Origin of the sequence: Caballeronia sp. LZ016 (assembly GCF_031450805.1) — a bacterium.
GTDB lineage: Bacteria > Pseudomonadota > Gammaproteobacteria > Burkholderiales > Burkholderiaceae > Caballeronia.
Map to the genome: position 1 here is coordinate 421,865 of NZ_JARTVY010000004.1, position 26,182 is coordinate 448,046.

Annotated in this window: 21 protein-coding genes; 11 read left to right on the forward strand and 10 right to left on the reverse strand. The window is 59.7% G+C overall.

The genetic code is table 11. The features are described 5' to 3' along the window. The first annotated feature begins 26 nt into the window (after positions 1-26). From P9220_RS22470 to P9220_RS22490, 5 genes are all read left to right on the forward strand, one after another. On the forward strand, positions 27-545 hold the full coding sequence (locus P9220_RS22470; protein WP_309767826.1) for an RNA polymerase sigma factor: 519 nt from the start codon (positions 27-29) through the stop codon (positions 543-545). Continuing rightward, on the forward strand, positions 542-1,354 hold the full coding sequence (locus P9220_RS22475) for an anti-sigma factor (protein WP_309767828.1): 813 nt from the start codon (positions 542-544) through the stop codon (positions 1,352-1,354). Before P9220_RS22470 ends, P9220_RS22475 begins: the two co-directional genes overlap by 4 nt. A 44-nt stretch (positions 1,355-1,398) precedes the next feature. Beyond that, a complete protein-coding gene (locus P9220_RS22480) occupies positions 1,399-2,208 on the forward strand; it encodes an alpha/beta hydrolase (RefSeq protein ID WP_309767830.1) in 810 nt (269 codons plus the stop codon). A 99-nt stretch (positions 2,209-2,307) separates the two neighbouring features. Then, a complete protein-coding gene (locus tag P9220_RS22485; protein WP_309768245.1) occupies positions 2,308-2,730 on the forward strand; it encodes a hypothetical protein in 423 nt (140 codons plus the stop codon). A 128-nt stretch (positions 2,731-2,858) separates the two neighbouring features. Continuing rightward, the gene (locus P9220_RS22490) at positions 2,859-3,584 is read left to right on the forward strand and encodes a DeoR family transcriptional regulator (protein WP_309767832.1); all 726 of its coding nucleotides are present in this window, start codon (positions 2,859-2,861) and stop codon (positions 3,582-3,584) included. A gap of 4 nt (positions 3,585-3,588) precedes the next feature. Here P9220_RS22490 and P9220_RS22495 read toward each other — a convergent pair whose 3' ends face one another. The 8 genes from P9220_RS22495 to deoC all read right to left on the reverse strand — a co-directional run bounded on the left by P9220_RS22495 (position 3,589) and on the right by deoC (position 13,244). Continuing rightward, the gene (locus P9220_RS22495; protein ID WP_404980309.1) at positions 3,589-4,650 is read right to left on the reverse strand and encodes an ABC transporter permease; all 1,062 of its coding nucleotides are present in this window, start codon (positions 4,648-4,650) and stop codon (positions 3,589-3,591) included. Continuing rightward, positions 4,647-6,176 (reverse strand): sugar ABC transporter ATP-binding protein, encoded by a 1,530-nt coding sequence (locus tag P9220_RS22500; protein ID WP_309767834.1) that lies wholly within the window; start codon positions 6,174-6,176, stop codon positions 4,647-4,649. The genes P9220_RS22495 and P9220_RS22500 overlap by 4 nt, the downstream gene beginning before the upstream one ends. Positions 6,177-6,230: 54 nt before the next feature. Then, positions 6,231-7,235 carry an autoinducer 2 ABC transporter substrate-binding protein gene (locus tag P9220_RS22505; RefSeq protein ID WP_309767836.1) on the reverse strand — a complete coding sequence of 335 codons (1,005 nt, stop codon included), beginning with the start codon at positions 7,233-7,235 and terminating at the stop codon, positions 6,231-6,233. Positions 7,236-7,301: 66 nt separating this feature from the next. Then, positions 7,302-8,345: an ABC transporter permease gene (locus P9220_RS22510; RefSeq protein WP_309767837.1), complete on the reverse strand. Its 1,044-nt coding sequence runs from the start codon at positions 8,343-8,345 to the stop codon at positions 7,302-7,304. Beyond that, on the reverse strand, positions 8,342-9,277 hold the full coding sequence (rbsK, locus tag P9220_RS22515) for a ribokinase (RefSeq protein ID WP_309768248.1): 936 nt from the start codon (positions 9,275-9,277) through the stop codon (positions 8,342-8,344). The genes P9220_RS22510 and rbsK overlap by 4 nt, the downstream gene beginning before the upstream one ends. Further along, positions 9,277-9,747 (reverse strand): RbsD/FucU domain-containing protein, encoded by a 471-nt coding sequence (locus tag P9220_RS22520; protein ID WP_309767838.1) that lies wholly within the window; start codon positions 9,745-9,747, stop codon positions 9,277-9,279. The genes rbsK and P9220_RS22520 overlap by 1 nt, the downstream gene beginning before the upstream one ends. A 73-nt stretch (positions 9,748-9,820) precedes the next feature. After that, complete coding sequence (locus P9220_RS22525; RefSeq protein ID WP_309767839.1) at positions 9,821-12,211, reverse strand: aldehyde dehydrogenase family protein; 2,391 nt, start codon at positions 12,209-12,211, stop codon at positions 9,821-9,823. Between the two features lie 25 nt (positions 12,212-12,236). Then, a complete protein-coding gene (gene deoC, locus P9220_RS22530) occupies positions 12,237-13,244 on the reverse strand; it encodes a deoxyribose-phosphate aldolase (protein ID WP_309767841.1) in 1,008 nt (335 codons plus the stop codon). A gap of 460 nt (positions 13,245-13,704) precedes the next feature. Here deoC and P9220_RS22535 point away from each other — a divergent pair, with 460 nt between their 5' ends. The 4 genes from P9220_RS22535 (at position 13,705) to P9220_RS22550 (ending at position 20,346) form a co-directional block, all read left to right on the forward strand. Beyond that, entirely contained in the window at positions 13,705-15,630 is a 1,926-nt protein-coding gene (locus tag P9220_RS22535; protein ID WP_309767843.1) for an AAA family ATPase, read from the forward strand. 83 nt (positions 15,631-15,713) lie between these two features. Beyond that, positions 15,714-16,043 (forward strand): hypothetical protein, encoded by a 330-nt coding sequence (locus P9220_RS22540; RefSeq protein ID WP_309767844.1) that lies wholly within the window; start codon positions 15,714-15,716, stop codon positions 16,041-16,043. 1,683 nt (positions 16,044-17,726) lie between these two features. After that, positions 17,727-18,920, forward strand: a complete 1,194-nt coding sequence (locus P9220_RS22545) for a glycosyltransferase (RefSeq protein WP_309767846.1) — start codon at positions 17,727-17,729, stop codon at positions 18,918-18,920. Between the two features lie 109 nt (positions 18,921-19,029). Beyond that, complete coding sequence (locus P9220_RS22550) at positions 19,030-20,346, forward strand: hypothetical protein (RefSeq protein WP_309767847.1); 1,317 nt, start codon at positions 19,030-19,032, stop codon at positions 20,344-20,346. A gap of 24 nt (positions 20,347-20,370) precedes the next feature. On the opposite strand, the gene P9220_RS22555 is transcribed toward P9220_RS22550, so the two are convergent. Then, positions 20,371-21,570: a glycosyltransferase family 4 protein gene (locus P9220_RS22555; protein ID WP_309767849.1), complete on the reverse strand. Its 1,200-nt coding sequence runs from the start codon at positions 21,568-21,570 to the stop codon at positions 20,371-20,373. A 115-nt stretch (positions 21,571-21,685) separates the two neighbouring features. Beyond that, a complete protein-coding gene (locus tag P9220_RS22560) occupies positions 21,686-21,844 on the reverse strand; it encodes a hypothetical protein (protein ID WP_309767850.1) in 159 nt (52 codons plus the stop codon). Between the two features lie 568 nt (positions 21,845-22,412). Here P9220_RS22560 and P9220_RS22565 point away from each other — a divergent pair. Further along, positions 22,413-23,489 carry a glycosyltransferase family 1 protein gene (locus P9220_RS22565; RefSeq protein WP_309767851.1) on the forward strand — a complete coding sequence of 359 codons (1,077 nt, stop codon included), beginning with the start codon at positions 22,413-22,415 and terminating at the stop codon, positions 23,487-23,489. A 369-nt stretch (positions 23,490-23,858) separates the two neighbouring features. Next, positions 23,859-26,180, forward strand: coding sequence for a polysaccharide biosynthesis tyrosine autokinase (locus P9220_RS22570; protein WP_309767852.1), 2,322 nt, complete (start codon positions 23,859-23,861; stop codon positions 26,178-26,180). Positions 26,181-26,182 lie beyond the last annotated feature (2 nt).

Below are 26,182 nucleotides of genomic sequence, written 5' to 3' on the forward strand. Positions count from 1 at the left end.
GCGGTGCAATGAGCGACGGATCGAGCATGGATATCCGCAATGACTTAATGGAACACGTGCCACGCTTGCGGCGTTATGCGCGGGCGCTGCTGACCAATCGTGAACTTGCGGACGATCTCGTACAGGACACGCTCGAACGCGCGCTCTCGCGCAGCCGCATGTTCGAATCCGGCACTGATCTGCGCGCCTGGCTTTTCACGATCATGCATAACGTCTTCGTCAATCAGGTGCGCAAGGCGTCGGCGCGCGCTGTCCATGTTTCCGTCGACGATGAAGCGTTCGGTGAAGCGCAAGTGGCCGCATCGGGCGGGCAATTACATTCACTCGAAGTCCGCGATCTCGACTATGCGTTGCAGCGCCTGCCGGCGGAACAGCGTGAGGTCGTATTGCTCGTCGGCCTCGAAGAAATGAGCTATGCGGAAGTAGCAAGCGCGCTGGACGTCCCTGTTGGCACCGTGATGTCGCGGCTCTCGCGTGGCCGGGAACGACTGCGGGCACTGATGGCGGGCGCGCAGCCCGGAGCGAAACTGAAGGTGGTGCGATGAGCGAGCAACCGACTGCAGTCAGCGAAGAAGAAATTCATGCGTACGTGGATGGTGCGTTATCGTCCGAGCGCCGTGAGCAAGTGGAACGCGCGATCGAACTCAATCCGGCGCTGGCTGCACGCGTAAGCGATTATTTCTCGCTCAACAACATGTTTCATGAGCGCTATGACCGGGTCCTCAATGAGCCGGTGCCGGCCAGGTTGCGCGCGCTAAAGAGCGAACGGCGCGCATGGGGAAGCGCCGGTTGGCCACGATTCGCCGCATTGGCTGCGACGCTCGTGCTCGGCATCGCCATCGGCTTTGGCACGAGTTCGTATCATTCGTGGACCAATTCGTCTCAGCTTAATGCGGCCAGCGCAGACACGAACGAAGCGATGGCGCGGGAAGCCGCGCTTGCGCATGTCGTCTATATGCCGACGGTGGATCGCCCGAGTGAAATCGGCAAAGACCGCGAGCACGACTTCGTTCAGTACCTTTCCAATAAGCTCGGAACGGATGTCCATCCACCCATGCTGACGAAAAGCGGCTTTCAGTTGATGGGCGGTCGCATTCTGGCCGGCGATGACGGCCCGATGGCGCAGTTCATGTACCGCGACGCGAAAGGCGAGCGCGTGACGCTCTGCATATCGCAACGCAAGACCGACGCCAACACGACTGCGTTCAAGCTGTATCAGGACGGCCCGGTGAGCGTGTTCTACTGGGTCGACGGCGACTTCGGCTATGCGGTGTCCGGCGGTATCGATAGAAAGGTCATGCTCGAACTCGCGCACGATGTCCACGCGCAACTTGCAGCGACTGCGCCGGGCTAAGTGGTCTCTGCTAACCTTGCGCGTATCCAGAGGCCCGATACGCCATGAACAGTCAAGTGCAGTTTGCCCGGTTGAATTGCGGCTCTTATCCGCTAAGCATCGAATATCAATGGATCAACGCTGATCGTTCTGACGCGCCTGTCGTCCTTTTTCTGCATGAGGGCCTGGGCTCCATCGCGCTATGGAAGGACTGGCCGCAGTCCCTTTGTGATCGGCTCGGGTGCCGTGGCGTCGTTTATTCGCGTCCGGGCTATGGACGCTCCACACCGCGTTCCCCGGCCGAAAGATGGCCGGTCGAGTTCCTGCATCATCAAGCGCAAGTAGTGCTGCCTGCGTTTCTCGATGCTATCGGCATAGACGACGCCGAACGCGCGCGCATGTGGCTCGTTGGACACAGCGACGGTGGCTCGATCGCCTTGCTCTACGCGAGCGCGTTCCCCGAAGCGCTCGCTGGCGCAGCCGTGCTCGCGCCGCATACGTTCGTCGAACCGACGACTGTCGATGCCATCACGCAAACGAGAAACGCCTATGAACACACCGGCTTGCGCGCGAAGCTGATGCAATACCATGAAGATGTGGACTCCGCCTTCTATGGTTGGAACGATGCATGGCTCAATCCTGCTTTTCGTCACTGGAACATCGCAGACGAGCTTGGATCGATCATGCGACCGCTGCTTGCAATTCAGGGCCGAGAGGACGAATACGCAACGATGGAACAAATCGACAGAATCAAGGTGCAGGTCCCGCACGCGCAACTTGTGAAGCTGCCGCATTGCGGTCATACCCCGCACCGCGATGCCGCAAGCGCGGTGAATGACGCTATCGCCGACTTCTTCGGCTCGCATCAAGCGTGACCTGTCATTTTTTCCTGTTGAATGGGTCGCGAAGCCATCGCGTACCGGGCAAGCAACTGGCTTAAGTGTTTGCCCCGACCTCGTTCAAGGAGAATTGCCATGCTGTTGACCGATGAAGAACTCGCCCGGCTTCAACCGATTGCGCCATTTCTGCAAAGCGAAGCGCGCACGTCGCTAGAAGCGGAGGCGGATTATGAAATCGTGATGGAGCTGGAGAATCATCTCCAACCGGGTTTGCGCGTGCGCGGTCCCGAATCGCCGGCGACGACGGCCGAACCGGACGCTCCGCCCTACCGCATCGAGCTGTTTGTCGGCTTGCCTTTGGCGGAACTGCGCGCGCTTGCGAATGCAAACGAGAGAGAACGGGATGACGCCATCGCGCTCTTTGGCGCGACATTTTCCCCTCGTCTGCTAAGAGCGATTGCAAAGATGACGCCTCACGAAATCAATCTGGATGCAGGCGTTCAGAGCGAATCAGGCACGCTATCGGTGATGCTCGAAGCGCACGAAGCAGCAGCCTAGAGTTCACTCGGTATTTACCCGGGACGCTGATTAACGGCGCAAATCCTTGCGCCTTGCATTGTTATAATTTTCTCATCTAACGACCGAAACCTAACATCGCGGCGACGCGTTGCAAGAACGCATATTCGATGGCCAAGACCGACCGCCTCCGCACGCTTAGCGGCGCGCTGGAAAAACAAAACGTGATGCGCCTGCGCGATGCGGCGGCACTGCTCGGCGTATCCGAAATGACGGTGCGCCGCGACATCGCGGCGAATCCCGGTCAGTTCACGTATCTCGGCGGTTACATCGTCAGCGCCGCGGATTTGCCGAATGCCGCGGGCTATACCATCGATGAGGAACAGGACCACTTCGCACAAGCAAAAGCCATTGCTTCTGGACATGCGGCGCATCTGCTCGTCGATAGCGAGACGGTCTTCATCGATTGCGGGACCACGCTGACTACGCTCGCGCGTCAGATTCCCGCCGACATGCATCTGACGGTCGTGTGTTATTCCCTCAACGTGGCGGAAATTCTGCGGCGCAAGCCGAATGTTCGAATGATTTTGCTAGGCGGAGTTTATGTGCCTTCGTCGGAGTCATTTGCCAGCGATGAGAGCGTGGAAACGCTCAGGCGCATGGGCATCAACAAGGCATTCATGTCCGCAGGCGGCGTCGACGAGGCGCGCGGCGTCACCTGCTGGAACTTTCATGAAGTCGCAATCAAACAGGCTGCGATGGCCAGCGCCGTTGAACGGCACCTGGTTGTCGACTCGAGCAAGTTCGGAAAGGTGAAGGCAGTACGATTCTCCAAGCTGTCCGAATTCGATTCCATCATCACCGAGCACGGACAGACGCCGCACATACGCGCCTAGGAAATCATTGCCGGCGCCCTAACGCAAAAAGCGTCCCTGCGACGAGAATGAACGCGCCGATAATGACCTTCTGCCATGTGCTCGGCACGCCCACCAGTATCAGCACGCTATTGATCAGCGTGACGAGCACGACGCCGAGCAGCGTTCCGATTACCGTCCCTGTGCCACCGGTAATGCGCGCACCGCCCAGAATGACGGCAGCGATCACATCCAGCTCCGTGCCGACGAGATCGAATGGGTTCGCCAGCCGGTTCGTCGATACGTGCAGGATGCCCGCCACGCCCGCAAGCAGGCCGGTGTAACCGAACACGAAGAGATGAATTGCGCGGAGGTTATAGCCGAGACGTTCGGCGATGGCAAGACTGCCGCCCATCGCATAGACGCCACGGCCCATCATCGTTCGATTGAGCAGCCACCATGTGACGATGGCTGCGATCACGAGCGCCAGCACCGACACCGGCAACACTGCCCGCAAACCATCGGCCGTGTGATAGAAAAAGAGCGGCAAGCGGCCGAACGTATCCATGCTATGCGGAATGTTCATGAAGAACTGCGTACCGACGAAGGTCAGCAGCAAGCCGCGAAACAGATACTGCGTGCCGATGGTCACGATCAGCGAAGGCGCCTTTAGCCGATGTACCAGCACGCCGTTGACTACGCCGAGCAGCACGCCGCCGAGCGCGCCGGCGAGCAGGATCAGCGCAAACGGGCATTCGGGCCACCAGGCGAATACCGCCTTGGTGATGGAATACATCGTCAATGCGGCTATCGCAGTAAAAGACACGTCGATGCCGCCGGATGCGAGCACCACGAGCGTTCCCAGTGCAAACAGCGATACCGTGGTCGCCGAATGCAGCATGTCGAACAGGGTCGCGAATTGAAAGAAACGCGGATTGAGGCTGCCCACGATGAGACACGTGACGACGATCAATCCCATCGTGAACCATTCGGGATTGCGCATCAGTTGCGCATAGAGATTGCCCTTGCGCACACGCGGCGCCACTTCGCTGGACTGTGCCGTCATGTTTTCGCTGCCGGCGCGGCGAACGGATTCACTCATACTCATGCTGCCTCGGAAAGTAGCGCGTGGTAAAGATCGGCTTCGTTCAATCGGTCCGCACGATACTCATTGGCGATCCGGCCTTTCTTCATCATCAGAATGCGGTCGCAGTTCTGAAGCAGTTCGGGCAAGTCATCGCTGATCAGAATGATGCCGATGCCTTCCTTGGACAGCCGCTGCATGATGCGGTAAATGATGTCCTTCGATCCGACATCGACGCCTACGGTAGGACCGTGCAGAATGAGTACGCGTGGATCGATGGTGAGCCAGCGCCCGATCAGCACGCGCTGCTGATTGCCGCCCGAAAGCGATTGCACTGGCTTGTCGACATCGGGCGTTGCGATCTGCAAGTCTTCGACGGTTCGCTCGGCAAGTGCCTGCGCGCGCTTGCGATCAATCTGGCCGAAGCGGTCGCGCAGGCTCGAAATCATCGCGGTGACGACGTTATCGCGTATCGGCTTGTCGAGAAACAAGCCTTCATTCAGGCGGTCTTCCGGTACATAGCCTATTCTTTGCGCTTTCGCGTCAGCGGGAGATTGCAGGCGCACGCGCATGCCGTCGAGCGTCACACTGCCCGCATCCGCGGGCGCCACGCCCGCCAGCGCGCGCGCAAGCTCATTGCGTCCGGAATCGAGCAGCCCGGTTACGCCGAGTATTTCTCCTTTGTGCAAAGCAAACGACACATCGGAGAATTGTCCTTTACGTGCCAGGCCTTTTACGTCGAGCACTACCTGCGATGCGCCGACATCGCCATCGTCGCGATAACGCTCCGTCGACAAATGCTTGCCCGTCATGAGCTCGCTGATCTGCGCTTTCGTGTAATTTTCAATCGGACCTTGCGCCATCTTCTGACCGTCTCGCAGCACGATGACTTCGCCGCCAATGGCATAACACTCGTCGAGCTTATGACTGACGAACAACACTGCAACGCCTTCGGCGCGCAGCTTCCCAAGCACTGCAATGAGGTTGTCCACTTCCTTCTGTGTGAGGGAAGTCGTCGGTTCATCCATGATGACGAACTTCGCTTCGCTGGCAATGGCGCGCGCAATCGCGACGAGCTGGCGCGTGGCAAGCGGCAACTGTTCGATCAATGTTTTCTGAAAGGCTGCATCGCCCGGCAGGCCCACGGCCTCAAGCGCGCGCGCAGCCGTTGCGGCAAGCGCACGGCGATCGAACGTGCGCGCGAGCTTTCCGGCGTGCTCGGCGAGTTCCGATGTCAGCGCGACATTTTCGGCCACGCTCATGTTGGGCAGCAGCGACAAGTCCTGATACACGGTCTCGATGCCCGCCGACAAAGCCTCCAGCGGCGACAGCCGTGCATGGCGCACGCCTTCGATGACGAGTTCGCCCTGATCGGGCGGTTGCGCGCCCGAGATGATCTTGATGAGCGTGCTCTTGCCGCAGCCGTTCTCGCCAAGCAGGTGATAGATCTGCCCGCGCTGGAATGCGAGCGTCACGCCGCGCAGCGCATAGACGCCGGTAAAGCGCTTATGAATATCGACGACTTCGAGGAGCGGTGTCTCTTGGGTCATGGCGTAATGATTCGCGCGGCGCGTGGCTTGAGAACACGCGCCGCAAGCCTTACATCAGAACGGATATTGTTTGTAGTTCGTCTTGTCGACATCCACCCAGCCGGTGCCGCGCACGATCACGCCTTTACCCGGTCCCTTGCTCACAGTGACCTTGTTATAGCCGGTAATGCCGAGATCCGCGCCGTTCTCCACCGACTTGCCATCGATGAGCATCTGCGCGACCTTGTTCATCGCAATGCCAGCGAGCTTCGGATCCCAGAAGGCAATGCCGTTGATCGCGCCGCTCTCGAGGAATTTGCCTGCTTCCGTCGGCAAGCCGGTGCCATAGACACAGATCTTCCCGACCTTGCCGGCTTCCTCCACCGCGCGCCCGATGCCGATCACATCCAGTGACGAAGAGCCTTGAAAACCAGTCAGGTCCGGATGCTTGCGCAACACTTCCTTGGCGACCTGATAAGCGCGCTCGCCGTCGTTATTGGTTTCGAGCTTAGGCTCGACCAGGTCCATCTTGGGATATTTGGCCTTGGCATTGCCGATGCCGCCATCGGCCCATTGCACTTGCGAGCGGCTGCCGAGCGAGCCGACGAGCACGGCCCATTTGCCCTGTTGTCCCATGCACTTCGCAAGCCGTTCGTTCAGGCCCGCGCCATAGGCGGTGTTATCGAACGCCTCGATGTCGACCATCGTGTTCTTGGCGTTGTCGGCTTCATGCGTAACGACCTTGATTCCGCGATCCATTGCCTTCTTCAATGCGGGCTCGAGCGTCGGCGGATCATAGGGAACCACTGCGATTGCCGTCACTTTCTTGGCGATCAGGTCTTCGATGATCTTGAGTTGCTGCGCGGCGTCCGCACGGCCGGGGCCTGTCTGATACACGCTTATGTTCGGATTCTCCTTGCCGAACTCTTTGACGCCGTCATCCATGCGATTGAACCAGTTGATGCCGGTCACCTTGACAACGGTGACGATGGTCTGGTTAGTCGCAGCCTGCGCGGCTGCAATGGCGCCTGCGGCAAGCGCGATTGCCGTAAGAGCCGTGCCGAATTTCCTGAGCTTCATTGCGCTGTCTCCTTTATGTTTCGAATAGATTTCGATTGGTCTTTTGAAGCAATCACGCGGCAGATATCAACGTCCTGTCGATGCGGGGGGCGGTGGAATCTTGGTGCCTGGCGCGGCGCCGCCGATGCCAAAGATGGCGCGGACGCGTTCGCCACCCGCGAAAGCAAGCGACGCCAGCAACAGAAAGCCCCAGGCACAATCGCCGAAGAACTGCGAGACGCCAAGCAGATTGAAGAGGCTCGACAGAAATTGCAGCACGGTCGCCGCGAGAAACACACAGACAATGCGGCCATAGCCGCCTGCCGGGTTCACGCCGCCCATCACCGCTATCAGGATAGCGATCAGAAGATACGAATTGCCGTAATCCCACTTTGCGCTGGAAGTGTGCGTTGCACTGATGAGACCGGCTAGCGATGCGAGCACACCGCACATGCCATAAGTAAGAATCAGCATCCGCGCGCGCGGAATGCCGGCATAGAACGCAGCCTTGGGATTGGTGCCCATGAGATACAGCCGCAAGCCGAACGGCGTGCGCTTGAGAATCCAGCCGAGCAAGAGAACGGCCGCGATGAAGATCCAGAGCGAAATGGGCACTTGCAGAAAGACGCCGTTCCCGATATTCGACAATGGATCGACATATTCGACTCGCACCGAAGCGCCATTGCTCAGCACGACCGCAATGCCCGTAAACAGCAACTGAGTGCCGAGCGTGCATAGAATAGGCGTAAGTCTTAACCTGGCGATGACGACACCGTTGAGCAAGCCACCGATCAGGCCCATCGCCACGACGATGCATACGAAGACGGCGGTATAGAGCGCGGGCGAGTCATCGGCGGATATCAACTGCGGCAAGAGCATCGCCGCGACCATGCCGGAGAGGTTCGCAAGCCCCACACCGGACAAGTCGATGCCGCCATTTCCCGACACCATCGAAAGCATGATGCCGAGTGCGAGCAAGCCCAGCTCCGGCAATTGGCCGCCCATCGACTGCAGATTGTCGATATCGAGGAACTGGCCGTGCGAAAGCCACGTCGCGACGATGATCACAAGCAGATTCACGCCGACGAGAAAATTGAATTGCCGGTCGGCGAGCCACTTCGACGCCTTCATTGAACAACGCTCCTTTCGCCTAGCAGCGCATTTATTTCGTCGAGGCGCGGCATGGAAGGCGCGGTGCCCGCGCGCGTCACCGATATGCTTGCAAGGGCGCAGCCGAAGCGCACGGCTTCGATCGGGCTATCGCCGCGTGCCAGGGCGGCTGCGAAGCCACCGGTGAAACCATCGCCCGCGCCTGCCGTTTCCACGACACGTCCGCAATCGAAGGCCGGCACGAGCACCGATTCATTCGCAGTGTGTAGAAGTGCTCCTGCCGCGCCCAACGTAATGATGGCGGCGCTTGCGCCTTTCTCTAGCAGAATGGTCGCTGCGCGCCGGGCATCGTCGACGGATGAAACCGTTATGCCGGTCAATGCGGCCGCCTCTGTTTCATTGGGCGTGATGTAGTCGCAAAGCGGAAAAATGTCGTCGGCAAGCGGCAACGCGGGCGCAGGATTGAATACCGTTGTCACGCCGTGCTTCCTCGCGAGTTCGAGTCCGCGCCGTGCGGCCGGAATAGGCTGCTCGAGTTGCGTAACGAATACGGCGGCACGCGCGATATCCGCTTCGATGGCATCGACATCCTGAGGGCCGAGCGTGCCTGCCGCACCTGCCGCGACGATGATCGCATTGCCGCCCGTAATCTCATCGACATAGATGTGCGCAGCGCCCGTAGCCACTTCGTCGACGACCGTGGCGCGCGACGTGATGCCTTCCGCCGCCCATGTCTCTTGCGCGATCTTGCCGAACGCATCGTTACCGATGCGGGTGCAGAAGATCACGTCCGCCCCGGCACGCGCAGCCGCGACCGCCTGATTCGAGCCCTTGCCGCCAGGTCCCATTGCAAACGCGGAGCCTGCTACCGTCTCGCCTAACAAAGGCATGCGTTGCGCACGAAACGCAAGGTCAGTCACGTAGATGCCGAGAATGACGACGCTGCCGCTCATCATGCAACCCCTTGCGGTGCATCGGGTGCAAGCTGCACGCCCTTCTTGAAGATGAAGCAGCCATACCCGCGCGCTTCGCCTGTCGCGATGACGCAATAGGCTTTCTTGGCTCGCTCATAAAAAGCAAAGCGTTCGATAGGTGCAAAATCGAGCGCGCGTCCTTCGGCCTCGTTCACTTCGCGTTGCGCTTCCTGCTGCACGGCGGGCAACGCGGATGCATCGCCGACCACTTCCATGCGGCCCGCGGGATCGTCGACGAAAGTATCGAGAGGCACTACCGACAGAACCGCACGCACGACGCGCGGCGCAGTCGCGCCATCGACACGCAACAGCTTGCCAAGCACCGTTTGACGCGCGACGGAATCGGCGGGGAAATTGGCGTCGCAAATCACGAATTCATCGCCATGACCCATAGCGGCAAGCGCGTAAAGAATGTCAGCGTTAAGCAGCGGATCAATGTTCTTCAGCACAGCGTCTCCTCCATGCGTGGACGTGTCTCATTCGAAATCTACGCCCGTTGATCTTTGTAAATGAATGCTCCCGTCAATCCCCGTACGGCACCCAGATATTCTTGACTTGTATCGCCTGACGCATGAACGGCAAGCCTTCGCTCGACGCATCGTGCCAGTCGAAGACGCGCCCCTGGTCGACGAAGGTTCGCTTCAGATTGCCGACCGACTCGCGCTCGGCCATTGCCGACAGCGACGCGCCATGAAAGCACCAGAGCGCATCGACGTCGTCATGCTTCGCAAGCGTCTGCGCCAATGTCTTAGCATCGCCAGTAACGATGTTGAGCGCCCCGCCCGGCACGTCCGACGTTTCCGCGACCTGATAGAAGTCGGTCGCCATGAGCGGACATGTCTCGCTCGGCACCACGACTACGCGATTACCCAGCGCAAGGGCAGGCGCAATCAGCGAAACGAAGCCAAGCAAAGGCGCTTCGTCCGGACACACGATACCGATTACGCCAAGCGGCTCATGCATGGCAAGCGCAACGCCATGTAGCGGCGGCGCATGCACGGCGCCATCGAACTTGTCGGCCCATGCAGCATACGTGAAGAAGCGCGCAATCGATGCATCCACTTCTCGCTTGGCGTCGCGCTCGCTCGAGCCCGCACGCAATACGAGTTGCCGCGCGAATTCTTCTGAACGCGCACTAAGATTTTCCGCAAGGTAATAAAGCACCTGCGCGCGATTGTGCGCCGTCGCGGTTGCCCACTTCGTCATGCCTCGCGCCGCAGCGACGGCGTCGCGAATATCCTTGCGGCTTCCGTCGCTCACTTCCCCGACGATCGCGCCCGACGGCGCGCGCACGAAGCGCGAGTAGCCGCTGTCGGGACGTGCCTGCTTGCCGCCGATATAGAGTTTGGCGGTGCGGTCGATTGCACTGACGTTGCCCGTGTCGACTACCGGACCCGACTCTATCGGAAGCGCTTTCGCTTCTTCGCGTATCGGCAGCCTGGCCCACGCACGGGGCTTGAGATATTCGTATATGCCCTCGCGTCCGCCTTCGCGGCCGAATCCCGATTCGCGATAACCGCCAAAGCCTACGGCCGCATCGAAGAGATTCGTCGCATTGATCCATACGACACCGCATTGCAGGCGCGGGGCGACATCCAGTGCGCGGCTGATATTCTCGCTCCATACGCTGGCGGCGAGGCCATAGCGTGTGTTGTTTGCCAGCGCGACCGCTTCTTCCGGCGTGCGAAAGCTCATCGTCACGAGCACAGGGCCGAATATCTCCTCTTGCGCGAGCGTCGAAGCGGGAGCGACATTCGTGATAAGCGTCGGCGGGAAGTATGCGCCGCCTTCCGGCAACGCAAGGCGCGACGGTTGATGAATCGCACAGCCTTCGCTTTCTCCCCTGGCAACGAGCGCACAGATGCGTTCGAGCTGCACGTCATCGACAATAGCGCTCATATCGACGCCCTTATCGAGCGAGGACCCCACGCGCAATGTTTCCATGCGGCGCTTGAGCTTGTCGATGAACCGGGCCTCTATGCCTTCCTGAACGAGCAAACGCGAACCTGCGCAACACACCTGGCCTTGATTGAACCAGATCGCGTCGACCACGCCTTCGACGGCGGAATCCAGATCGGCATCGTCAAATACGATGAACGGCGACTTGCCGCCCAATTCGAGCGTAAGCGACTTACCCGATCCCGCAGTCGTCGCGCGAATCTGGCGGCCGACTTCGGTGGAACCCGTGAATGCGATCTTGGCGACACGCGGATGCTTGACGAGCGCTGCGCCCGTGCGGCCATCGCCCGTGACGACGTTGAGCACACCCTTGGGTAAGCCTGCGCGATGCGCAAGCTCGGCAAAAAGCAATGCAGTCAGCGACGTATATTCCGCAGGCTTAAGCACGACACAGTTGCCGAGCGCAAGCGCAGGCGCAATCTTCCAGGCGAGCATCAGCAGCGGAAAATTCCAGGGAACGATTTGCCCGATGACACCAAGCGGAGCCCAATGCGGAAATTCACTGTCTTGCAGTTGCGCCCATCCCGCGTGATGCAGAAAGTGCCTGGAAACGAGGGGGATGTCGATATCGCGCGACTCACGAATCGGCTTGCCGTTGTCGAGCGATTCGAGCACGGCAAAGAGACGGCTGTGTCTCTGAACCATACGCGACAACGCATAAAGATGCCGAGCTCGCCCGGCTCCCCCGATGCCTTGCCACGACTCTAGCGCCTCATGCGCGGCTTGCACGGCGGCATCGATGTCCGCACTCGTTCCTTGCGCGACCGATGCGAGCACGCGACCCGTCGCCGGTTCGCGAGAATCGAAGCGCTCGTCATCGGCGCCATTGCGCCACGCGCCGTTGATGAAGTGACCGAAGCGGCCGGCGTGTTCGTCGAGCCATGCGCGCGCAGCGCAATCGTCTTCCGGTGCAGGTCCGTATTCCATTGAAGAGAAGTATTCGGCTACGCTCATGAGGCTTTATGTTTGAGTGCTTGATTCAAGCGACCGGATGACGATTGAACGCCGAATAGCGTCCGCTTACATGGTGTTCGAGTTGCCGTTCGATATCGGCAAGCAGGCTGGAAGCACCGATGCGCAGCAACTCCGGCTCGAGCCACGCGCGTCCCAACTCCTCCTTCATCAGTATCTGGTACTGAAGCACGGACTTGGCCGTAGAGACGCCGCCTGCTGGCTTGAAGCCGACTGCTACGCCGGTGCGCGCGAGATACTCGCGAATGATGCGCACCATGACGAGCGATACGTCGAGCGTGGCGTTGACGCTTTCCTTACCGGTCGAAGTCTTGATGAAATCCGCGCCGGCCATCATGCAGATCATCGACGCTTTAGCGACATTGGATAAAGTGCGAATGTCGCCGGTGCCAAGAATGGCTTTGACATGTGCATCGCCGCAAGCCGCGCGGAAGTCTCGCATCTCGCTATAAAGCCCTTGCCAGTTTCCTGTCAGCACATGCTCGCGCGTCACGACGATGTCGATTTCCTTAGCGCCATCCGCCACGGATGCTTCGATTTCTCTCAGCTTGAGTGCATGAGGATTCAGTCCGGCAGGGAAGCCGGTGGACACGGCCGCCACTGGAATGCCGCTGCCTTCGAGCGCATCGACGGCCGCTCTGACAAAGCGGTGATAGACGCAGACCGCGCCTGTCGTAATCGGCTGAGCCGACATGCCGAGCGCATCGAGCAGATCGTCGCGCAAAGGACGGCGCGCTTTAGCGCACAGGCGTTCGACACGCGCGGTGGTATCGTCGCCGCTCAGGGTGGTCAGGTCTATACACGTAATGGCTTTGAGCAGCCACGCGGCTTGCGCGTCCTTCTTGACGGTGCGGCGTGTGCCGAGCGTGGATGATCTGCGCGAGACAGCCGACTGATTCACTCGCAGTCCATCCAGCCACGCGAGGTCAAAAGGCACGCCCGGATTTCGAGCGCTCGCGTGAGTTTGCGCTTTGCCCGGCCATGCGACGACGGACTTCGAAGCTGTTTCCACCATGAGATCCTGTAGTTGCGCACGGACGACGCACAACACGTTTTGATAGGTTGATCTCAGTTTAACGCAGTGTTGTTACGATCGTAACATAGGGAAATCGCGGAGACGCGCGATCCGAATCCAGCTTGGAGGCGGCTTCGAGGGTGCACGCCGGACCTGCACTAATTACCGCGTGGAACGCGCTTAAATGCTGTGCTATTCTCGACGACGGTGTGCAAAGGCGCATGACTGCAGTGAGTTTTGCGTAGCTATTACCGCTTTCCAGCGTCTCAATCAAGAACACGCACCGTCTGCCGTTAAAATGGCAATGCACTAAGCAACTTTCTCCCTAGCGGTTCAAGGTCAATCGTCAAGCCGAGCACGGCGGGCATCCCACCACCGAAGCATTCCGACACACCCGGACGCCAAGCGCTCCGGCTTAGATCAAAGGGCCGCCGGGCGCGACCCGTCCAGGATTTGCCAGATGAAACCGGTAAGGAATCTTTTGCGGTCACGCTTTGGCCGCTTCTTCGTATATGGCTTGACCGTCGCCGCACTGGCCGCCGCCGCGACCGCTTTGATCTGGCGTCACAATGCGGCCCTGCCGCAACATGAATCATTGGCGCTGCCCGGTGTTGCAAGTGAGATGCGCACAGACGCGACGCCCTGGACGCACCGCGAGAAGGACGTGTCCCAACTGACGGGAGATATGCGCTCGAATGCGGTCACGGCAATCGGTGTAAGTCGCGACGCCATTCTGGTGTCCACACAAAGCGGCGAGAAATACTTCGTAGCCGACCATAACGGCTCATTCTCCAACGCATTATTGGTTGGCGATCTAAAGTCAGGCGCCAAGGCGCCTTACCAGCTCATCTGGCTGCCGGACGCAAATGTACAGACTGGAATGGCGCGCTGGACCGACAGCTTCGACCGTCTGCGCGATGTGCTCAGCGTGCTCTTGCCGGTACTCATGGTCGGCGGTCTCCTGTGGTTCATGCGCCGCGAAATGCGCGGCGGCGCGCAGTTGCTCGCCAAGTCACCGACGATGCGCTTCGACGATGTCATCGGCGCGGGCGAGGCAAAGGCCGCGCTTGCCGACGTTCGCGCGTGGCTCACGGAGCCCGCGCAATTCACCGGCATGGGCGTGCGCGCGCCGTGCGGCATCTTGATGACCGGCGGCCCCGGCGTCGGCAAGACACGGCTTGCCCAGGCGCTCGCCGGCGAGTGCGGTGCGAACTTCATTGCGATCACGGGCAGCTATTTCAGCGCCAAGTATTATGGCGTCGGCATTCAGAAGGTGAAGCACTTGTTCGAGCTCGCGCGCAAGAACGCGCCGACCGTGATCTTCATCGACGAAGCAGACGGCCTGGGGAAGCGCACGGACACGGGCGGCGGACCGGTCGAAACGGAGAGCAACCGCATCATCAATCAATTGCTTGCGGAAATGGATGGCTTTGCATCCAACGAAGGCGTAATTATCGTCGCGGCGACGAATCACCCGGATAATCTGGACGAAGCGCTGCGTCGCCCGGGCCGCTTCGATAGAACAATTCAAGTGCGGCTGCCGGATATCGAGGACCGCGAGAAGATCTTGCGTTTCTATGGGGCAAACCTGAAAACAAAGGCTGGCGACATCGACTTCGCACAGCTCGCGCGTCTGACAACAGGCCTTTCTCCGGCCACGCTCGCGATGATCGTCAATCAGGCGGGACTCGTCGCGCGCAAGGCAGGCGAAAAGGAAGTGGCCGCGGAGCACTTCGTCGAAGCGGTCAAGATCGCGCGCATCGGCGACATCAACGGTGCTGAGCGCGCGTTGTCAGACGATGAACGCACGCGCATTGCCATTCATGAAGCGGGTCATGGACTCGTCGCGGCATTGCTGAATACGGGCGTGCTCGAAGAAGTCACGATCTTGCCGCGCGGTGGCGCGTTGGGCGTGGCGCTCATCACCAAGACGCAAGACAAGCATCTCTATCGAGAAACGGAGATGCGCAACGAAATTCAGGTGCTGCTTGGTGGACGCAATGCGGAACTGCTGATATTCAAAGAAGCGTCGAGTGGCGCTGCGCATGACTTGCAGGAAGCGTCGCGAATCGGACTGGATATGGTTTCCAAATTCGGCTTCAACACGGACGGCAATCTCTTCAGTCTGGCCGCCCTGCCGCAGCAGGTCGCAGGCTTGCAACTCAAGACGGCGATCGAGCATGCGAACGAGCTTCTGCACGACCTGAACGATGCGTGCTTCTCGCTGCTGAAAGCTAACGAGCCGGTGTTGCGCGCGATTGCCGATCAGTTGCTCGAATCCGAAACGGTGCCGGGCGAAACGGTCTATAAGCTGATTCGCGAGCATGCCGCTGCAATGCGATCGGTGGCGGACATCGACGAAATTGACGAGGCACTCGCAGCCTGAGGCAGGCGCATTTTTCGTTGCATCTTTAGCCTCGACGGCGTATTGATGATGGTCCGTGTTCGTTCGACGAAGGCGGCCATCTCATGCCGGAACAAATCACCAAGTATCCCGACGTGACGCTCCGAGTGCTGAAGGGCGCAGGAGCGGTGTGCGGCGATGGCGCGCCGCAGAAGATTTTGAAGCAATGCCCTGCTGACCGGTTTTGCTCATTGCCGAGCGGAGAGATATGCGTCTATGGGATTGCTGAAATTCCTCGAATGACGCAAGTCGATGCACGCGAGGTCGCAGCGGTTGTTTCGCCCCGTTTCACGTTTGATCGTTCGGAGCTTCTGACGTTATGGGGACTTGGCGTTGTGGTCCTCGTAGTCGGGCTTTTGCTCGGATTCGTGGCCGGCAGATATGCGAAGAAGTAAGCGGCGAGGTGGTGTAGGTTCCGCAATCACGCTTCGTTCGCCATACTGAACGATATGCGCACATCTCAGTGCGCTTCTCCGCGGCCCCTGGGTGCTTTCACTCCCTGAGACGACGCTCCGCTTTCCGCCTGGCCCGTGGCCATGATCGGTTCCGCATTGGTAGGCGGCGTCCAGCTGCCAGCTGAAGTCATTGCGGGATTGCTGGCATTCGCGCCTATGCTCGACCCCCGAAAGGATTCGACGTTCTCTCTCTTTCTGGCCGACGATGCAACGTGAGGCGCGCGTTGCCGCTTTTCTCCAGCCGCGTATGCTCGAACCGGCGACTTCGCGTTGCATGCTTCGCTCTTTTTGTGACCGCACGCCATGGTTTTTCGTGACCCGGCAAGCCGTTTCCCGCTCTCCTTTTCTTTAGCACTTGCGTAAATACGTGATTCGTTGCGTTCAGATTTTGTCGAGGGCCGACTCTTCGTCGTACCGCTCGACTCGACGTCTTTCCGTGCAGATGTAAGCGCTGCAGCCGCCGCATTATCCGGTGTGTTCATGCCGAGCGGCAGAACCGGACGCCCAAGCGATAGCGCGTCGCACCAGAACATCCTCAGGCCGAACGCTGCCGCGCCTTCCACCTCGCACGGCGGCAGTGGCGATCGAACTGGCACGCCAAAAGCTACTACTCGCAGCGATGTATCCGTTTGCATCGCACGGTCGTTGCCCGACAGCGCTGCACGGTTGACCGATGCTGCGGACCGCACGGCTCCTGTGGCGCTCACCTGATCGACTGCCGATATTTGCGCGCTCTCGTGCGAGGGGGCACGCACGAGTCCGTAAGATACAGCGACGACGCCAAGGACCACCGCAAACACTGCCGTACGGTTTCGCTTCGTTGCAGGCACGCTCACACTGCCCACTGTGAACGAAGCAGGCAGTTCCGCCTGCACGAATTCCTCGTGCGGCGCGAGCGGCTCGTCGGCTCGTGTGAGAACGGCTCCATGTCGATCGGCCCCGCAGTACGGGCACGCGATATCACCCGCTTGCGAGACGCTCTGGCAACGAGGGCAGATCACGGAGTAAAGGGACCGCAACTCTTCCTGCTCATCCATGGTCATATCTGACGGCGAGTGTGCCGGGGCGCGGTTCAGAACGAATCCAAACGTCACTTCATACAAGTTGCCGGCTGCCTTGCGGACAGCGCCGATCGGGCCAGTGCGGCCTCGCTGTCGGCGGCACGGTTCACAGTTGACAAGCGACGTTAGCACACCGATGCACCGTTAGATAGCCGAAAATACTCTCCTCGCCGGTACAATCCATAGCCCTGCGAACGATCGTTCAAGCGTTCGAAGCAGGAAGAATGTAAGCTGAACACACGTGCGTTGCTCTGATACGGCGCGTCGGGATGGAAAGGCGCAGCCATTCCTGCCAGGTGGCCCCAATAATGCTCTTGCAGCACGCTCCGGGCTTCGAAACTCGTATCAGAATCGCTGGTGGCCAACGCGAGACCTTTTTGAAACCATTACGCTCTAATATTTCGGTCCTTTCTTGCCTAAGCTTCATGAGGCGCCAGCCAATGATGTTTCTTCGACATCGACAGCAAGCGGTCGCAAAGGTCTTCATGCACAGACGAGTTGATCCGTATCGACAGAACGGCCGGGAAGACGCGCATCGAGGCGCGCACAAAGGGAGAACGTCGTGAAGGTCGGAATCTATTGCGACTCGGGCATAAACGGCGGTCACGAAGAGATGCTCAAGCGCTTCATGCTCGCGCTTGTACAAAGCGCGGACATCGATGCCTTGCACATCTTTGTGCCGAGAGACAATCCGGCACTCTTTCGCTACGTGGCCGACCTTGCGAGAGATCACCGCAAAGTGCAGACGATTGCCCTTCCTTATACCGCCGAATCCATACGCGGCAATCTCTGGGCAATGCTTCGCATGTCACGTTCGACAGCGGCCATACTGCGCGACCTGCGACTGCATAAGCTGCTGGTCGCTCAGGGCACCATCGTTTCGGGCCTCGCGGGCCTGTTTGCCGCGCGTTTGTCCGGGACACGCAGCGTCAGCTATTTGCCGCTCGTCGACGACTGCCCTAAAACCACGCGTTTTATCGACAAAGCGAAGTGGCTCGCAAAGCGCGGCGTGTATCGCATGCCGAATGAATACGTCACCTTGAACGAGCATTTGCGCGCCAAGCTGCGCTTTCTGGCACCAAACGCGCGCACGATGATTCTCGAGAATTACGTCGATTCCCGCTTCGGTCACTCGACACTCACGCGCTCAGACGCGCGGGCGATGCTCGGCCTGCCCGACGACGGCACGACGATCATCGCTCATATCGGACGCGTCGACTTCGAGCACAAGCGGCACGACTTTCTGCTCGAATCGATCGAACGCCATGCGGCCGCGTTCAAACGCGCCATCGTGATCATCATTGGTGAAGGACCGGATTCCGGGCGACTGGCTGCGATGGTCGAAGCAAGCCCGTTGTTGTCGGAATGCGTGCGCATATTAGGACGCAAGACGGACGTGCTTCCTTATATCGTCGCGAGCGATACGCTCGTACTGCCCTCCGCATTCGAAGGCGTGCCACTCGTCATGATCGAGTCGATACTCGCGGAGCGTCCTATCGTCGTCGCGCGCGTGTCGGGGCTGGATGCCTACTTGCCGAACGCACTGCTCTTTTCGCCGGGCGATCACAATGCCTTCGTCGAGCGCGTTTTCGCCGCGCGGGAAGTGCCGGTCGCATCCATTGCGCAAGAGTTTCGCCGCCGCTTTTCGCGCGAAGTGTTCGATGCGCAGGCGCAGCGCGTGATGACACTTCCCATTCCTTCGGCTGACGCATTCGACGCTGCATCGGCGCCTAGCCCGGATGTCCTGAAGAAATGAAGTCGCGTCTCCCGTGCACGTTGCACCGCGCGTGCGGGCGACATTGCTCATAGTAAAAGCGTTTCATTTGAACTACTATGCTCCTTCCTATTTCGAAGAGCCTCATGTCATGAGCCGAGTCGTTATCCTCAGTCTCGCATCGTTGAGTGATGACGATAAGGAAGACGTCGCATTGCCTGCGGAGGTCAAGAGCGAGCTCGGGTCGGCAGTGGAACGGGTGCTTATTTCGACGAAGCACGCCACGACAGTGGAATTGCCGGATGATGCGAGCGTCCTGAGAAGATCAGCAGAGAGTCTTGAGCGACCGGGCCACAGCGCGCTGTCCGCGGTGGTCGTAAAAGTGGCCACGATGAATGGTCCGAACATCACACGGCGCATTCCGTTCATCGGACGTTTCGCTCAACATACGATCGACCTCGTTCCGGACGATGTCCCCGACTGGCTTACATGGGCAGCCGCGCATGTCGATCTCGCGGAGGCATCGCGCCTTTCGTTCAGCGAGACGCGTGCCTACCAGGTCTGGGGACGGCTCTGGACGCAGCAATTCGGCACCTGGCGGCCTGCCGAACTCGTGAGCACGGAGCATCGATCGAATGATTATGCAAAGCAGTTCGAACTGTCGACACGCGAACCCTCGCTATTGCAGATCGTGGGTCCTGAACTTTCCGCGTGCTTCGTATCGCTTCCTGCCGGTCACGTAAAGGTGCTGCTTACGCCGCGCAAAAGCGATCGCGAAGACGACTATCCGTTGAACGTCGTTGTCTCGCGTGTCTCGGAAGGGCCCCGCAACGCCCTGCTGTCGCTTCTTGCAATGGATGAGATGGTCCAGGCCCCGCGCCTTGCCGAGGAACTCACTAACGGATTCGACTGGAATAGCGTACGCGATGACCCGCTAATAGGATGCGCGCTGGCTCATGCGGCCATTCGCCTTCGCGCGCGCGACAGGTTCACGCTCGCAGATGCCGTGAGCCTGTTTCAAAGCGCGCGGGGATCGGCCGACGCGGCCATTCTGCTCGCTAACCGTGAACTTGCCGATAGTCCGAGCGACCTCCCGCGCGTCCTTCGCTTGCTGGATGTCGGCATTGGCCGTGCGCTTCCGGTGCTCGCGCAATCGCTGGCCGTTGCGTCCACGGCGCTGGATACGCTCCGACGCCACGAGGAGCAGATCGATCAAAAGATGCTCGTCGCGTTGACGGACAAAGCGCGCATGTATCTCCGCGCAAAGGCGAACGCGGGACCTTTCCTCGGCTTTTACGGACAGACGCCTCTCACCGCGCGGGAACGCTGTGAGAGCACGCAGCAGTCCTCAGGCGTTCACGTGCCGCTGGCCGCGCGTACTGTCGGTCATGCGCTGGCCGCAATCGCGTCGGGCTTCAGGCCCGTGGCCGCCACATCACTCATCGATACTGCCAAGACCGCCAGCTGATCGTTCAGCCCGACGGGAACGTTGTCACTCCAACGGCTCGACGGATGCAACCGCATTCTCATGCACTGCAAGCTCATGATGCATGGGCCGGCGGTCTACAGCCGCTTCTGACTGAAAGCGTGCGACCCGCATTTCTACGAACGACGTCAGCGAAGCCTTGAAGATTTCGCTGGAAAACCGCTCGGCGTTCTCGCGGCAAACGCGGGGATCGAACGCATGCAGATTACGCTCGAAGCGCGTGACTGCCTCATTCAGCGATGCCGGCGTCTGGTCCTTGAAGAACACACCGGTGGGGCGCTCGCGCGGAATGCCGATCACCGTCTCGAGTGCACCGCCGCGTCCATAGGTGATGACAGGTGTGCCGCAAGCCTGCGCTTCGATGATCGAAATTCCGAAGTCTTCTTCGGCAGCATAAACAAAGGCGCGCGCGCGCTGGAGATGGTCGCGCAAGACTTCGAACGACTGATAGCCGAGGATCGTTATGTTGGGGCCCGCGGCCGCGCGAACCTTGTGCATGTCGGGACCGTCGCCGATGACGACGAGACGCCGCTCGGGTGTCATCGAGAACGCCTTCACGATCATGTCGATGCGCTTGTACGGCACCATGCGCGACGCCGTCACATAGAAGTCTTCCTTCTGCGACCGCATCGAGAATGCGCTGACATCGACCGGCGGATAAATGACCGTCGCGTCGCGGCGATACGCCTTCTTGATGCGCCTCCCGATAAAGTGCGAATTGGCGATCAGGTGATCCACGCCGTTAGTCGAGCGCGCATCCCAGCCGCGAATATAGTGCAGCAGACCGCGCGCTAGCACTGACTTGAACCCCTTGGAGAGGCCAGCTTCGGTCAGATACTGGTGCTGCAGGTCCCACGCGTAGCGGATCGGCGAATGCATATAGCTGATATGCAACTGATCCGGGCCGGTGATGACGCCCTTCGCGACCGCGTATGAACTCGATATGACCAGGTCATAGCCAGAGAGATCGAACTGCTCGATTGCCAGCGGCATGAGCGGCAAGTAGCTCCGGTAGCGCTTTCTTGCCGACGGCAGCTTTTGGATGAAAGATGTCTTGACCGGACGATTCCTGAGGCAGGTGCGATCTTCCAGAAAGTCGACGAGGGTAAAGATGTCGGCGTTGGGATAGCAGTCGATGATCTGCTGCAATACCTTTTCGGCTCCGCCGGTCACCACGAGCCAGTCGTGGACAATGGCAACTTTCACAGTCTCTCCTGATACATGGACGCTTCCGGATTTGGCAGACCGCCAATGGTGTGTTGAGTTTGCAAACGACAGCGCCGCTCGCGCAAAACGCAGACGTAACGCGACGCCGCTTGAATTACTGACGACTACCTTTCACGCGGTTCACCATTCTTTCCATGCTCTCGAACAGCCACATCGAGACCGTCGCGACGAGAAAGAGGCTTATAACGCGGACGATATCGAGCGCGCGCGCGATGACCCCGACGATCGAGTTCACACGCGTGACGAATGACATTGCTTGTCCCATACGTTCAAAAGTGTCGTTTCGACAAGGCACGGCACTGCATACGCTCGCGGCCTGCATGCAATCGCACAGGACCGCACGCATGATCCGAGGGTAGCGACGCGACACCGACCTTTAGCACGGATGATGCCAAACGCGCAAAGCGCGCGTGGGTTCGATGCGGTGGCGAGCTTCAGGCAGCAGTGACGGACGATGGCAACATCCTCACGATGCGCTGTAAAGTCGACACTCTAAGCGATGCGCACCGCTTCGGCAACGAAGCCCGGATAGAGCGATCGAAATAAGACGATCGGTCGTCCGGGCTGAAAACTGCTTACATCGCATTCAGTCTCAGGCAGAGAGAGACCCGGCTGCGCTAAAGAAATTCACGCGGAATAACAAAAGATTTTCGGGCGTCCGCTACCGCACATAAGCGAGTTGAATGCGAATGACAAATCGATTCTCGTCTGATAGAAAGGCTGCTTCGTTCGTCTGCGTGTGTTGGCGCACGCCTGTCGATGCGAGGCCGGCGTCCGCGTCATAGGCAGCATAGGCATTCGCAAAAAACCAAGGACACTCGATGGGCTTTGCAATAAACGGCAAGTTCGCCTCACAGCGTATTACCGGCGTGCAACGCGTGGCGTATGAATTGACGCGCGCCATGCAGTCACGCGCGTCATCGCCGACCGAACTCCCCGTGCTGGTGCCCCCCGACGCAACCGATCTGGGATTGGTCGCGCGTACCACGCACATCGCCCGTAATCTCAAGGGCAACCTGTGGGAGCAAATCACGCTTCCGCTCGAATCGCGGCGCGACACGTTGATTAGTCTGTGCAATACCGGCCCGCTCTTCAAGCGGCGTCACCTTCTGATGATCCATGACATGGCCGTCTACGACGTGCCGCACGGGTTCTCCAAGAAATTCGTGATGTGGTATCGGCTCAGATTTTCCGTGCTGCGCCGGCAAGCGAATCTGATACTCACTGTCTCGCGGTTCTCGCGCGAGCGCATATGCCATCACCTGGGCCTGGATGAGTCGCGCGTCGAAGTGATCAGGCCGGGCGCCGATCACATGGAGCGTGTCACGGCAGAGCCATCTATTCTCGATAAGCTCGCGCTTGGTAAGGACAAGTATTGCATCCTCGTCGGCAGTCTCGATCCGCGCAAGAACCTCCAAAGGGTGCTCGCCGCGACGAAGCTGCTCGGCCATCTCGACAAGGATTTCAAGTTCGTGATTGCAGGCGGCGCGAATCCGCGTGTCTTCGCGAACAACGACTCGGCACAGCAGTCATACTCGGATCGCGTCATCTGGGCCGGTTTCGTCACCGATGGCGAACTCAAGGCGCTTTATAGCAGCGCGGCTTGCCTGGTATTTGCTTCTCTCTACGAGGGTTATGGCTTGCCGCCGCTCGAGGCCATGTATTGCGGCTGTCCGGTGATCGTATCGAAGGAGGCGTCGCTGCCGGAAGTGTGCGGCGAGGCGGCCATGTATTGCGATGCGACGTCCGTTGAAGACATCGCGGCCAAGATCGAATTGATGGCGACGGACGACGCGTTGCGCGCGCAGCATCGGCGCGCCGGCCTGACGCACGCCGCGCAGTTCAAATGGGAAGGCGCCGCGAAGAAGCTGATGCAGATTCTACAAACAGCGAGTTGAGATTACACGTTCGTTTTTTCTTTTGCGCTGCAACATCGGCTCTGAAGGAAAAGCTCATGCGCGTCAACCCCAACTATGCAATCGACGAAGACTTTTTGCGACTGCTACGTCCCTTTATTCGTAATGTGCGTTATCGCACGTACCTTAATTTGACGAGGCTGGAAGGTAGGCGGTATTGCGACGGCTACGCGTTTTCCCGAGTTTTGTCTTTTTCGGGTGGGCTGTCCGGTGTTTGGACGTCCCAAACATTCTTCTTCTCTAGCAAACGTTGGAATTTTTTACTGGCCGTGCGATTGCGGGAACGGTATTCCTTGCACCGCGCGTCGCTGGTTTTTGGACCGACATTCGAATCCATAAGGAAACCCTCTAATGAACACACCAGTTCTTGGGATCGATCCAGTCCCTGTGCGCAGTCGAGACGACGGGTTCTCCGCGAGCGACTTCTGGAAGCTCATCGTCGACAACGCGTGGCTCGTTGTGTCGATCATCATCGGCATCACGGCGCTGGCGACGGCTTACGCCTACCTCGCCACACCGATGTTCGCGACCGATGCGCTCATCAAGGTGGACTATCCGAACCCCAACGCACTTGGCGTGAACAACACGCAAGGCCAGCAGCAGGTCGTGCCCTCGACGCTGCCGACCGACGCCGAGATTCAAATCATTCAGAGCCGCGCAGTGCTTTTGCCGGTCATCAAGAAATACCATCAGGACGTGTTGGTCGCGCCGCGCGAAATGCCGCTTGCCGGCCGCATTTCCGAACTGCTGGCGACACCCGGCCAGCCCTCGTCGCCCGTGCTCGGCTTCAGCTCCTTTGCATGGGGCGGCGAAGAAGTGAACGTCAGCCAGCTCGACGTGCCGCCGCGCCTGGAAAACAGAAAGCTGCTGTTGCGTGTGCTGCCGCAAGGCGCGTATGAGCTGGTCGATCCGGATGGCAATTCGATCCTGCACGGCACCGTTGGCCGCCCGGCGAACGCTGACGGCATCTCGTTGATGATCGACAAGCTCGTCGCTCGTCCCGGCACCGAGTTCAACGTCACGCGCTTCAGCGAATATCAGGCTGTGACGCGCTTCGCCAAGAACCTCAAGGTGATGGAATCGACGAAGGACTCGGGCGTCGTTCAAGTGCTGTACGAAAACGAAGATCCCCGCCTCGCGCAGGAAATCACGAACGCCATCGCGCAGACGTATATCGCGGCGCACGTGGATCAGCATCGCGAGGAAGCGAGCGTCACGCGCAACTTCATTCTGGGCGAACTGCCGAGACTCGAGCGCGAGCTGCAACGCGCCGAAACCGAGCTGAGCAGCTACCGCCGCTCGTCCAATTCGATGCAGCCCGGCACGGAAGCAACGTCGTACCTTCAGGGCAGTCTCGATATCGAACGGCAAATCGCGACGCTCCAGATGCAGCGCACGCAGACGGCGGCCCGCTTTGCGCCGACCACGCGTGAAGTGCGCACCATCGACGAGCAGCTCGCCACGCTCAGAGCACAAAAGCAGGCGTTCGATCAGCGCTTCGGTCAACTGCCGGGCTCCGAGCGCAAGCTGATGGATCTGACGCGCGATTCGAAGGTCGCAGAAGACATCTACGTCGCGATGCGCCAGAAGGCGAGCGAACTCGCCGTGACGCGTGCGGGCACCATCGGCAACGTGCATCTGATCGATTCGGCTATCTATCCGACGGACCCGTCGAAGCCGAAGCGCCCGCTCGTCATTGCCGGCGGTGCGGCTGCAGGTGTAGTCCTAAGTATCCTCTTCGTGTTCTTCCGCGATCAGCTTTCGCGCAGCGTGAAAAGCCCGCACTCGGTTGAAAGCCGTCTGAGCCTGCCGGTATTCGGTGCAGTGAGTTTCAGCCCGATGCAGGCGCGTCTGGATCGTCCGTCGAAGGCATCGCTTCTGCCCGGCAAGAGCCGTCCGGGCGCATTGGCCGGCGACCCGTCGCAGCGCGTGCTGAGCGACGAACGCGATCCCAAGGGACTTGCCGCCGATGACGCCGGCCATCACCCGCTGTCTGCGCTCGGCGATCGGGACATGGCCGTCGAGGCATTGCGTGCGGTGCATGCATCGCTGATGCTCGATATCGGCCCCGCGCCGAACAACGTGCTTGCCGTGGTCGGCGCAACGCCGGGCACCGGCAAGACCTTTGTCGCGTCGAACCTCGCCGTGCTGCATGCGCAAACGGGCAAGAACGTGCTGTTGATCGACGGTGACATGCGGCGCGGCCGCATCGCTTCGATCTTCGGGCAACACGGCAGCAATGGTTTTGCAGAAGTGCTCGCGAGCAAGATCCAGCTCGATCAGGCGATCCGCGCGACGGATGTGCCAGGTCTTTCGTTGATGACTTCGGGCCGCTTCCCGGCGAATCCGTCGAAGATGTTGTCGACGCCGCGTCTGCCGCTGATTCTCGATCTGCTGCAGCAGCGCTATGACCTCGTGATCATCGATACGCCCGCCGTCCTCGCCGTGAGCGACGCCAACCTGATCGCCGCGAATGCGGGTTCTTCGGTGGTCGTCGTGCGGCCGAGCGCGCAGAGCGAAGGCGAGTTGCAGGAAGCCATCAAGCGCCTCGACCTGACGGGCGCGCGTATCGCGGGCGTGATTTTCAATGCGGTTCCCAAGCGCCGCAGCGAGAAGCGCACGTATGCGTACGCAAGCGCCTACATGTCCAACGTGGCGACGGAAGAGGACTAAGC